The organism is Bradyrhizobium sp. LeoB3 (assembly GCF_055456055.1).
Genome location: NZ_JBVBEF010000080.1, coordinates 24,600 through 36,138 on the forward strand (window position 1 = coordinate 24,600; position 11,539 = coordinate 36,138).

Consider the following 11,539-nt stretch of genomic DNA (forward strand, 5'->3'; position numbering starts at 1 on the left):
CCGGCGGCTTGCGCGAATGCGCGCGAGGATAGGACGATGAGAAGGCTGGTCGCGATCGCTTGCTCGCTGCTTTTCCTTGGCCCTGCGCCGATGGCATCGGCGCAGGATCTGCCAAGGTCGATCAAGATCGTCGTGCCGTTCCCGGCGGGAGGGACGACCGACATTCTCGCGCGCTATGTGGCGCAATCGCTCGAGATCAGGCACGGCATCACCGTGGTCGTCGATAACCGCGCCGGGGCATCGGGCGTGATCGGCTCGCAGTCGGTCGCGGCGGCGCCGCCCGACGGCAGCGTGCTTTTGCTCACCGCGACACATCACGTCATCAACCCGAGCCTGCGGAAGAGTTTGCCTTACGATACCCGCACCGCATTCTCGGCCGTCGCCGTCATCGCGACCGCGCCAAATGCATTGGTGGTCGGTCGGGATTTCGCGGCCAAAAACGTCGGCGAATTGATCGCGATGGCGAAGGCGCAGCCGGGCAAGCTGTCATTTGCTTCCTCCGGCGTAGGCGGCGCCAACCACCTCTCGGGCGAATTGTTCAAGCAGATGGCGGGCGTCGATATCGTGCACGTTCCCTACAAGGGAGCGGCCCCCGCGATGAACGATCTGATCGGCGGCCATGTGCCGATCATGTTCGACACGTTGCCGACGGTGATCCCGGGAGCTGCGGCCGGAGCGCTGCGCGTGCTCGCGGTGACGGGCAGGGCGCGCGCGGCGACGCTGCCGGACGTGCCGACGCTCGATGAAGCAGGCCTGAAGGGTTTCGAGGCCACGGCCTGGTTCGGCCTCTACATGCCGCAAGCGGGCGAATCCGCCGTCTACGGCAGGCTGGTGACCGTGATCCGGGATGTGCTTGCCGATCCCGCCATCAAGGAGAAGTTCGCAAGCCAGGGCGTCGAGCCGGGCAAACTGTTCGGCAGCGAATTCGCAAAATTCGTCGATGCCGAAATCACGAAATGGGGTCGCGTGGTTGCGGCCGCCAATCTGCAGCCGGAATAGTCAAACCCGCGGCGAGACCGTGCCACGTCCGCGGCGACCCTGCTCGCACGTCAAGGCCTGCGCCGGCCTCCCGGCCCTGTGTCAGCCGATCCCGCCGCATGCGTCCTCTGCTTTCAAGCTATTGAAAATACACGAAAAATTTATCACGCAGGACGCGGATCGCGCTGGTCGCCTGAAGCTGGGCGGATAGCTTCATGCCGAGAGCGCAGTACTCGCCGTTGGAAAATAGTGTATCCGCTGTTTCGATAGCGCGGCCGGACCTTACGTTCCCGCGCCACAAGAGCATAAGTTTCTGCGGAGGAAGTTTTCATGTCGGCTCTGCCACTCTCGGGCATCAAGATTCTCGACCTGACGCGTGTGCTCGCGGGTCCCTTGTCGGCGCAGATGCTGGGCGATCTCGGCGCCGAGGTGATCAAGATCGAGCGTCCCGGCACCGGCGACGACGCGCGCGCCTTCGGTCCGCCTTATCTGGAGGACCCCGATGGCAAGGAGAACAACAACAACTCGTTCTATCTCTGCGCCAACCGCAACAAGAAGTCGGTCACGGTCAATATCGCCAAACCGGAAGGGCAGGAGATCATCCGCGAGCTCGCCAAAGGCGTCGACGTGATGATGGAGAACTACAAGGTCGGCGATCTCAAGCGCTACGGGCTCGATTACGAATCGATCAAGAAGATCAACCCGCGCATCATCTATTGCTCGGTGACCGGCTTCGGCCAGACCGGCCCCTATGCGCCGCGCGCCGGCTATGACGCGATCTTTCAGGCGATGGGCGGGCTGATGAGCGTCACCGGCCATATGGATGGCGAGCCCGGCGCCGGCCCCATGAAAGTCGGCCCCTCCATCGTCGACTACATGACCGGCATGAACACCTCGATCGGAATCCTGTCCGCGCTCTACCATCGTGATGCCAGGGGCGGGGAGGGGCAGCATGTCGACGTCTGCCTGTTCGACACCGTGATCGCCTCGCTCTCGCACTACGCGCAGATCTATCTCGTCAACGGCAAGACGCCGCCGCGCCGCGGCACCTGGGGCAATGGCGGCATGCCGGCCGGCGTGTTCCGTTGCACCGACGGTGAACTGATGCTGGTGGTCGGCAACGACGCGCAATTCCAGCGCACCTGCGCCGTGCTCGGCGAGCCCGAGCTCGCCAAGGACCCGCGCTTTATCAAGAACAACAACCGCGTCGTGCACGGCAAGGAGATCATGGCGATCTTCGCCGGCCTGTTCCTCAAGAAGCCGGTCGCCTACTGGTTGGAAGAGCTGGAGAAGGCCGGCGTGCCGTCCGGCCCCGTCAACGATTTCGCGCAGGTGTTTGCCGACGAGCATGTCCGCTCGCGCGGCATGGAGGTCAAGGTTGACCACCCCTTCGAGCATTCGCTGTCGCTGATCCGCAACGCGCTGACGTTCTCAGGCACGCCGATCAAGGACTACCGCGCACCGCCGCTGCTCGGCGCGAACACCAGGGAAGTGCTGTCGGGCAAGCTCGGCTATGACGAAGCCAGGATCGAGGGCTTGAAGGCAAAGGGGATCGTTTAGGCGTTACGGCAGAGCGTAGCCCGGCTGGAGCGAAGCGCAACCTGGGATCTGTCGGGCATCGCGCAGGCTTTCCCCGGGTTACGCTTCGCTCCACCCGGGCTACGGCCGCTGGGAGCGGTGCGCGCCCGTTGCTGGCCTGGGCAAACGTCATATTGTGCCGCGAAATTGAAAGACAGATTTCGTCGAAGGGTATCTAATAAGCCGCCTTTGTATCTGTAATTGTGAGGGGAGAATGACCGATGCAGCTCGCTCGCTCCGCTTTACCTTTACTTGCGGCGCTTCTTGCAAGTCCAGCCATTGCGCAATCGTTTCCGCCAGGATCTGCGGTTTATAACTGGCACTATACTTGTCCCACCAACAATCCCGACGGCACCTGCCGGTTTTCGATTTTGGCGGCCAACTACGCAGGGAATAACGTCGCCGACGTTCAGGCCGTGCTGGCCTATCAAACGGTCGGAGCGCAGCAGATTCCGTTCTACCATTTCCGGATCACGTTCATGGGCAACAAGAAACCGGATCTGGTGATGATCCAGGCCAACGCCGCGGTTGCGTTTGCAGCGTACGGCATGGCCCAGGCCAGTGGCACGGGTCCGATCGCGTCTGAGACTGCCTCTGTGTTGAACTAGCGAACGGCAGCAAGAGCATGATGGCTCTTGTTTGAATCGGCGTGGGCCGCAGTTCTTCACCTCTCCCATAGGGAGAGGTCGGCGCGCAGCGCCGGGTGAGGGGTTACGGTCCCTCGATAGAGCGAGATCCCCTCACCCGAATTGCTGCGCAATTCGACCTCTCCCCGCCGGGGAGAGGTGAGGCGCCTCCGGCGTGGCGCCAGCTCGACCTGATCCCATTCCGCTTTAGCGCGCGTCGCGTGCGAGCATGCGCGCCGGCGCCTTGCTCGCAGCATCGCCCGTCGTCAGCGCCATCGCTGCGACCGTGACCACGCGCTCGATGACCCCTTCGACGTCATCGACGTCGCATTTGCCTTCCGACAGCTTCGTCAGCCGCTCGCTGTCGCGCACGGTCTGCTGCGCCATGGCGAGCGCAAAGTGCAGGCCCCAATAGAGTTCGACATCGCTGTGTCCCAGGAGCGAGCTGCGCATCGCCGTGATGAATTTGCGCAAATGATCGATTTCGCGGTTTCGGATGCGGCGGATCGGCGGCACTGACTCGATCGAGACCCGTATCATGAAACGTGCCGCGGTCGAGCGCTGGTTCTCCGGGCCCAGACAGCCGCGCAAGGTCGGGCCGACGAGGGCGCGCAGTATCGCGTCGATCGAGGCGCGCCCATCACCTGCTTCCTCGGCAGCCTGCAACAGCCTGAGCCGTTCGCGGTTGAGCTGGATGCTGCGGGTGACGAACAGTTCCGCGATCAATTCATCCTTCGAGCCGAAGTGATAGTTCACCGCGGCGAGGTTGACGTTTGCCTCCGCGACAATGTCGCGCAGCGTGACGTCGCCGAATCCGCGGTCGGCATAGAGCCGCTCGGCGGCGGCGAGGATGGCGGTACGGGTCTGGTCGCTGGCCATGGCTTCGCTCTCTCCGTCATTCCGGGGCGCCGCACAGCCGCGAACCCGGAATCTCGCGCCGCGCATCTCCAGATTCCGGGTTCAGCCCTCGCGGGCTGCCCCGGAATGACGGGAGACTTCGAGGGAGTTGCATTTCAAACATTTGTATGAAACTATCGTTTGAAGGCCGGAAAATGTCAATCCGCTGATATGCGCGATGGCGTTCTGGCACACCACAGTCGTTGTCGTCCGCGGTCGGGCCTTGCGGCGCGCGGGCGGCGGGAAGACAGTGCGGCCCAAAGTCTAGGAAACGAGGAGCGTCCCATGGATTTCACGATGTCGGACAAGCAGAGGGAATGGCTGAACCGCGTGCAGTCGTTCATGACCACGCATGTTCGCCCGGCGGTGCCGATCTACAGGAAGCAGGACGAGGAGGGGCCGCGCTGGAAGGTGATCCCGATCCTCGAGGAGCTGAAGAAGAAGGCCAAGGCCGAGGGTCTCTGGAACATGTTCCTGCCGCCGTCCTCGCATGATGACGACGAATTTCACGGCGCGGGATTGACCAATCTCGAATACGCGCTGCTCTCCGAAGAGATGGGCCACATCACCTGGGCGTCCGAAGTCTTCAACTGCTCGGCGCCCGATACCGGCAACATGGAAGTGCTGTTCCGCTATGGCACCAAGGAGCAGAAGCGGCAGTGGCTGCGGCCGCTGCTCGACGGCGAGATCCGCTCCGCCTTCCTGATGACGGAGCCTGCGGTGGCTTCGTCGGACGCCACCAACATCGAGACCCGCATCGAGCGCGACGGCGATCACTATGTGATCAACGGCCGCAAATGGTGGTCGTCGGGCGTCGGCGATCCCCGCTGCAAGATCGCGATCCTGATGGGCAAGACCGATCCTTCGGCGGCCCGGCATCAGCAGCAGTCGCAGATCCTGGTGCCGCTCGACACCCCCGGCATCAAGGTCGAGAAGATGCTGCCGGTGTTCGGCTTCGATGACGCGCCGCACGGCCACGCCCAGGTGCTGCTCGAAAACGTGCGCGTGCCGGCGTCGAACCTCTTGCTCGGCGAAGGCCGCGGCTTCGAGATCGCGCAGGGCCGCCTCGGCCCGGGCCGCATCCATCATTGCATGCGCACCATCGGCAAGGCAGAGGAGGCGCTGGAGAAGATGGTGAAGCGGCTGATGTCGCGCACCGCCTTCGGCAAGAAGATCATCGAGCACTCGGTATGGGAGCAGCGCATCGGCGAGGCCCGCACCAATATCGAGATGACGCGCCTCTTGTGCCTCAAGGCCGCCGACATGATGGACAAGGTCGGCAACAAGACCGCTCAGCTCGAGATCGCCATGATCAAGGTTGCTGCGCCGAACATGGCGCTCAAGATCATCGACGAGGCGATCCAGGCTTATGGCGGCGGCGGCGTGTCCGACGATGCAGGGCTGGCGAAGGATTATGCCGGCATTCGCACGCTGCGGCTGGCCGACGGTCCGGACGAGGTGCATAACCGCGCCATTGCCAGACTTGAACTTCGGAAGTATGCAAACACTACACACTGACCGGGAGCGTCGCGATGGCGCTCTCCAAAAAGAGTGAGGGAGCGTCATCGTGGCGGACGGCGTCAGGAAGGACGAAGAATTTTCCGGGACCCGGGAAGTCGAGGAACGGCATCGCATCGACGAGGCAAGCCTTGCCCGCTGGATGCAGGAGCATGTCGACGGCTTTCAGGGACCGCTGAAAGTCCTGCAATTCAAGGGTGGTCAGTCCAATCCGACCTACAAGCTCGAGACGCCCGGTCGCGCTTACGTGATGCGGCGCAAGCCGTTCGGTAAATTGTTGCCGTCCGCGCACGCGGTCGATCGCGAGTTCCGCGTGATCGCCGCGCTCGGCAAGCAGGGCTTTCCGGTCGCCAAGGCCTACGCGCTCTGCACCGACGATTCCGTGATCGGCGCCACCTTCTACATCATGTCCTTTGAAGAGGGCCGGGTGTTCTGGGATCCGACATTGCCGAGCCAGCAGCCGGAGGATCGGCGCAATATCTTCACCAGCAAGATCGAGACGCTGGCGAAACTCCACGTCTTCAATCCCGAAGCGATCGGGCTTGGCGATTTCGGCAAGCCCGGCAATTATTTCGCGCGCCAGATCGATCGCTGGACCAAGCAGTACCGCGCGTCCGAGACGCAGCACATCGAAGAATTCGAGAAGGTGGCCGAGTGGCTGCCGAAGACGGTGCCGCAGCAGGAACGGGTCTCGATCGTTCACGGCGATTACCGCCTCGACAACATGATCTTCCACCCGACCGAGCCGCGCGTCTTGGCGGTGCTCGATTGGGAATTGTCGACGCTCGGCGATCCCATGGCCGACTTCACTTATCTGTTGATGCAATGGACCATGTCGGGGCTTGCCGACGCCGATCTCAAGGCGCTGAACATTCCGAGCATGGAAGAGGCCGCGCAGATCTATTGCAACGTCACCAACATGGCGGTGCCTGATCTCAACTGGTACTTCGCCTACAACCTGTTCCGCCTGGCGGGCATCACGCAGGGTATCGCCGGCCGCATCCGCGATGGCACCGCCGCAAACGCGAAGGCGATCGAGTCCGCCAAGCGCACGGTGCCGCTGTCCAAGGCATCCTGGGAATACGCGCAAAAGGCGGGCGCGACGTAAGAGAAGATAGTGTGGTGCGATCCCTTCGGACCACGCCACGTTGAATAGAGGCGAGCGGTAACTCCGCTTTCACCTTTCCCATAGGGAGAGGTCGGCGCGCAGCGCCGGGTGAGGGGTACGGTCCCTCGATAGAGCGAGATCCCCTCACCCGAATTGCTGCGCAATTCGACCTCTCCCCGCTGGGGAGAGGTGAGGGACCTTCGACACGGTACCGATCGAATTTCATCACTTCTAGCCAACTCGGCATTTTCCCTTGGCGCTTTCTCCCAACGTCCGCGGAAGCCTGTTCATGGCGGTGGCCACGGCGGGCTTCACGATCAACGATGCGATCACCAAGGTCGTGTCAGCGGAGATGAACTTCGGCCAAGTGATGCTGGTGCGGGGCATCGTTGCTATTGCGCTGATCGCGGCGCTGGCATTCCATCAGGGCGCGCTGCGGTCGTTTCGGACGCTCCTGGTAGGGCCGGTCGCGCTGCGGGTAACAGGCGAAGTCGGCGGAACGGTCTCGTACCTTGCGGCGATCGCGCATCTGCCACTCGCGAATATCTCCGCAATCCTGCAGGCGCTGCCGCTACTCGTCACGCTGGGCGCCGCGCTCGCATTCGGCGAGCCCGTCGGCTGGCGGCGCTGGCTTGCGATCATCGCCGGCTTTGTCGGCGTTCTCATCATCGTTCGGCCGGGCGCCGAGGGCTTCAACCAGTTCGCGCTGTTCGCCTTGATCTCGGTGGTCTTCTGCGCGCTGCGCGATCTCGCGACCAGGCAGATACCGGCGCAGATTCCATCGCTGTTCGTCACGCTGCTGACAACAGTCACGGTGACCGCAACCGGCGCCGTCATCCTCGTCCCGCTTGGCGGTTGGACCCCGCCATCCGCCGGTGCGCTCGGCCTCCTGGCGATGGCTGCGGTCCTTGTCCTGATCGGCTACCAGTGCGTCATCGTGGCGCTGCGCACCGGCGATATCTCCGCCGTGGCGCCGTTCCGCTATCTCGCGCTGCTATGGGCCATGCTGCTCGGCTATCTCATCTTCGGCGATGTGCCCGACGCCATGATGATCGCGGGCGCATCGATCATCGTGCTCTCAGGGCTCTACGCCTTCCACCGCGAGCACAAACGCAAACGCCCGGTGGCCGCAGGCGCATCCGGCCCGCCGCCGGATGGATTGTGACAACCGCCGTCATTGCGAGCGCAGCGAAGCAATCCAGCCCTCCACTTGGTGCGCTATGGATTGCTTCGCTGCGCTCGCAATGACGATGTGGTTGCTTTGGGTGTGACAAATCAACGGGACGGGCAAATCAGCAGAAACATGTCCAGCTCCCGCGCAAAAAACATTCCGCTGTCGCGGTCGGGCAAATCAGTGATCTAATTCCGCGCGTCTCTCGTCGAGCTCGCGTGCTGACCCGGAACGCACCTCCCGCGATGCCTGGCTGATACGGCTACCGAGCATATTGCGGATATCCATTCTCGCGAGTCGGTCTTCAGCCTTAGCTGATGACCTGAAACTCAGGTATCACTAGACTGATTGTTGATTGCGTCCGTAATTGTGCTGCAGCCGCCCGCTCGAAGGAGACCGCCCGTGACTACGCTTGTCGAGCGCCTCGACTTGCCCGCCGCGTTGCTCCGTGCGCGCAGTCGGCGGGACACCGAAACTGACACCGTTCAGTTTGCGCAGGCCGCGCTCGCGGCGGCTAAGCAGGAGGGCCTGCGGCTTGCGGTGCGGGCGCGCTATGTCGCGCTCGCCGTAATCGCCTGCCTGTTGCCGATTATCAACCCGGCATGGGAGCAGCTATATTATGTGGCGCTGCTGGGCCTGTTCGCGCTGATCGGCTGGGCTCAGGTCAGGGTTGGGCGGGTCGGCGTGTCGAGGCCGGAGCTCGCGCTGCTGTTCTGCGACCTCGCGCTGCTGACGTTCGTCATCGTGGGGCCGAATCCCTTCGGCTCCGGGCACTGGCCGGCGGCGATGCAACTTCATTTCGGCAACTTCATCTATTTTTTCGTGATTCTATCGGGCGCGACGCTGGCCTATTCCTGGCGAACGGTCATCGCGGTCGGAACATGGACCTCCGCCCTCTGGATCGTCGGCATTGCCTGGGTGTGGTGGCAGCCTGATCGCGATCCCGCGCTGACCGCCCGCATCGCCGCGGCGATCGGCAGCGATCACAGGCTGTTTCAACTGATCTCGCCCAACTCGATCGTGTTCGGCGAGCGCATCCAGGAGATCGTCGTGTTCATGATCGTCGCGGTGACGCTCGCCGTGGCGGTGCGCCGCAGCAATGATCTCCTGATCCGGCATGCCGCGGTGGAGCGCGAACGCGGCAATCTCGCGCGCTACTTCTCGCCGAACGTAGTCGAGGAATTGTCAGGGCATGACGAGCCACTGAAGCAGGTGCGCACGCAAAACGTCGCGGTGCTGTTCGTCGACATCGTCGGCTTCACGGCCTTTGCCGACGCGCGCACGCCGGACGAGGTCGTGCGCACCTTGCGCGAATTCCACGCACTGATGGAGCAGGAGGTTTTCCGTCACAGCGGCACGCTGGACAAATATCTCGGCGACGGGCTGATGGCGACCTTCGGCACGCCATTTGTCGGAAAGGCTGACGCCATTAACGCGCTACGCTGCGCGCAGGCGATGATGGCGGCAGCGGATCGATGGAACAACCAGCGCAAAACGGCCGGCGAGATTCCGATCCGCGTCAGTTTTGGCCTGCATTATGGGCCGGTCGTGCTCGGCGACATCGGAGTGACTTGTCTCGAATTCGCGGTCATCGGTTCGACCGTGAACGCCGCCAGCCGGCTCGAAGCCTTGACCCGCGCGCTCGGCTGCGCGCTGGTAGCGAGTGACGATCTCGTCAGGCAGGCCAGGATCGAACTCGACAGTGCAGAAGCGGTGTTTCGTCCACTGATGGCCCAGGTCCCGCAGACCATCCGCGGGCTCGAGCAGCCGATCGCGGTCTGGACGCAGGCACGCGCGGAGGAGTGATAGATCGCGGTGATCGCAACAGGCTTGGCGCGTGCGGAGCCTCGGTCGCATGAAGCCAGACTGCTATCCCACGAGATCGATGTTGATCAGCCCAGAAAACAGCTGGCTGCTTCCAGCCCAGCGTAACCGGCCGAAATGGATTGAGCGCCCCTGCGTTCAAATGCCCGTGACTTCGCGTCGAGAGAGGCAAGAGGAGACCCAGCTATGCGAGTATGGTGCAGAGCACTACGCAGCAACTTCTATGAGGAGGCTCTCGATGCAACGCTTGCGGGATGCTTTGGAGCAGAGTCAGAAAGACGGTGTCGCGATCGGCCATTTCAACGTCGGCGATTGGGTTCTATTGAAGGCGGTGTCGGCAGCCGGGCAGGAACTTAAGGTCCCGGTGGTGGTCGGTGTATCCGAGGGCGAGCGGGAGTTTTTCGGACTCGCGGAAATTGCGGCTCTGGTGCGGAGGTTGCGTGAGGAATGCGACTGCCCAATATTCCTTAACGCAGATCATACGCATTCCCTGGCAAAGGCCGTCGAAGCGGTCAGGGCCGGATTTGACGCTATCGTCTTCGATCTTTCCGCGCTGCCATTCGAGCAGAATGTACGGCAAACAAAAGAAGCGGTCGAAGCTCTCAAAGCAATCAATCCCGACGTCCTTGTCGAGGGAGAGATCGGCGACATTGGAACCGGTTCTGAGATACATGAAGAAGCCCCCGACTTGTCGAGGGGCTTAACCTCTCCTGCAGAAGCGAAACAGTTTGTCGACTCTACAGCGGTCGACATCCTCGCTCCGGCCGTGGGCAACATGCATGGGATGCTAAAGAGCATGGTGCAGGGACAAACACGGAAGCGGCTGGATATCCAGAGAATCGCCGAGATCAAGAGCGCGGCCCGAGTGCCGCTTACCCTGCATGGCGGATCGGGAACCGACGACGAAGACTTGCGGAAGGCAATCGCCGCGGGGATCAATATCATCCACATCAATACTGAATTGCGGGTGGCCTGGAGACGCGGCTTGGAGGAGGGGTTGGCCCAACAGCCCCACGAAGTGGTCCCTTATAAGATCCTGCCGTTCGCAGTGGGATCGGTGAAAAACGTAGCTCGCTCACGCTTGAGCCTATTCAACGGCGATAAGTAGCCGTCGTGTGCTGCGCCGCCCGAACGGTGGACGGGAAACGCATTCAAGTTCTCCGGTTGGCATCGGTGCTTGTCGCTTGCCCAGTGCCCGACGGGCAAATCAAAGTCGCGATCTTGCTTCGCGTCGGTGCAGGGAGATCCGAAGCGATCCCGGGAATCTGGCGCGCGTGGAATCCAATTTGTCGAATGATCTCAAGCTGATTTGGGGTGTCCAGCCATCGCGCGAAAAACATTCCGCTTTCGCCGTCGGGCAAATCAGTGATTTAACTCCGCGCGTCTCACGGCGGATGAGGGGCGGGTCGCGATCGTCACGAACGTTGCGGTGAGATGCGGTGGACGCGATGCGTGCGACTGACGAGCGCACACATCACGGACGGCGAAGTCGTGTGGTCCTGGCGCCCCGACGCTGGCGCTAAGTCCTGGGGGATGGAAAACATCCCTGAGGATGACGGTGGCAAAAGAGCCCGGTCACCGGGGAGAGCACGAAGGAAGCCGTAAAACCATCGCGCAGGGAAAGCCGGAATGCTTCGGTTGAACCTGTGGTCCTACCCCCGTGCTTTTGGTTGCACGGGACCCACGGGTGCAACCAGCACCCGGCTTTCCCTGCGCCCTCTAGTCGATGAGAGGGTGGAAAGTGACGCAAAGCTCGGGCAATGGTAGTGTGCGGAAGGTTCTGCAAAAGCCTGAGAGGCTGGAGCGGTCATGGTAAGTCCGGTGATTGCGAAGATCACC

9 protein-coding genes are annotated in these 11,539 nt (G+C 62.4%); 8 read left to right on the top strand and 1 reads right to left on the bottom strand.

Annotated features, from left to right (window positions below):
* Window positions 1-36 precede the first annotated feature (36 nt).
* The 3 genes from ACZXDY_RS34395 (at window position 37) to ACZXDY_RS34405 (ending at window position 3,164) form a co-directional block, all read left to right on the top strand.
* Window positions 37-999 (top strand): tripartite tricarboxylate transporter substrate binding protein, encoded by a 963-nt coding sequence (locus ACZXDY_RS34395; protein ID WP_464348588.1) that lies wholly within the window; start codon window positions 37-39, stop codon window positions 997-999.
* 309 nt (window positions 1,000-1,308) lie between these two features.
* Window positions 1,309-2,538, top strand: coding sequence for a CaiB/BaiF CoA transferase family protein (locus ACZXDY_RS34400; RefSeq protein ID WP_464348589.1), 1,230 nt, complete (start codon window positions 1,309-1,311; stop codon window positions 2,536-2,538).
* A 239-nt stretch (window positions 2,539-2,777) separates the two neighbouring features.
* A complete protein-coding gene (locus tag ACZXDY_RS34405; RefSeq protein ID WP_155255130.1) occupies window positions 2,778-3,164 on the top strand; it encodes a hypothetical protein in 387 nt (128 codons plus the stop codon).
* Window positions 3,165-3,389: 225 nt separating this feature from the next.
* Here the strand turns inward: ACZXDY_RS34405 and ACZXDY_RS34410 are convergent, their stop codons facing one another.
* Window positions 3,390-4,061: a TetR/AcrR family transcriptional regulator gene (locus tag ACZXDY_RS34410; protein ID WP_464348590.1), complete on the bottom strand. Its 672-nt coding sequence runs from the start codon at window positions 4,059-4,061 to the stop codon at window positions 3,390-3,392.
* 303 nt (window positions 4,062-4,364) lie between these two features.
* Here ACZXDY_RS34410 and ACZXDY_RS34415 point away from each other — a divergent pair, with 303 nt between their 5' ends.
* The 5 genes from ACZXDY_RS34415 to ACZXDY_RS34435 all read left to right on the top strand — a co-directional run bounded on the left by ACZXDY_RS34415 (window position 4,365) and on the right by ACZXDY_RS34435 (window position 10,808).
* Complete coding sequence (locus ACZXDY_RS34415; RefSeq protein ID WP_456644948.1) at window positions 4,365-5,597, top strand: acyl-CoA dehydrogenase family protein; 1,233 nt, start codon at window positions 4,365-4,367, stop codon at window positions 5,595-5,597.
* A gap of 49 nt (window positions 5,598-5,646) precedes the next feature.
* Window positions 5,647-6,705, top strand: coding sequence for a phosphotransferase family protein (locus tag ACZXDY_RS34420; protein ID WP_456644949.1), 1,059 nt, complete (start codon window positions 5,647-5,649; stop codon window positions 6,703-6,705).
* Window positions 6,706-6,958: 253 nt separating this feature from the next.
* A complete protein-coding gene (locus tag ACZXDY_RS34425) occupies window positions 6,959-7,870 on the top strand; it encodes a DMT family transporter (RefSeq protein ID WP_464348591.1) in 912 nt (303 codons plus the stop codon).
* Between the two features lie 408 nt (window positions 7,871-8,278).
* On the top strand, window positions 8,279-9,682 hold the full coding sequence (locus tag ACZXDY_RS34430) for an adenylate/guanylate cyclase domain-containing protein (RefSeq protein WP_464348592.1): 1,404 nt from the start codon (window positions 8,279-8,281) through the stop codon (window positions 9,680-9,682).
* 256 nt (window positions 9,683-9,938) lie between these two features.
* Window positions 9,939-10,808 (top strand): class II fructose-bisphosphate aldolase, encoded by an 870-nt coding sequence (locus ACZXDY_RS34435; protein WP_455996990.1) that lies wholly within the window; start codon window positions 9,939-9,941, stop codon window positions 10,806-10,808.
* Window positions 10,809-11,539: the final 731 nt, after the last annotated feature.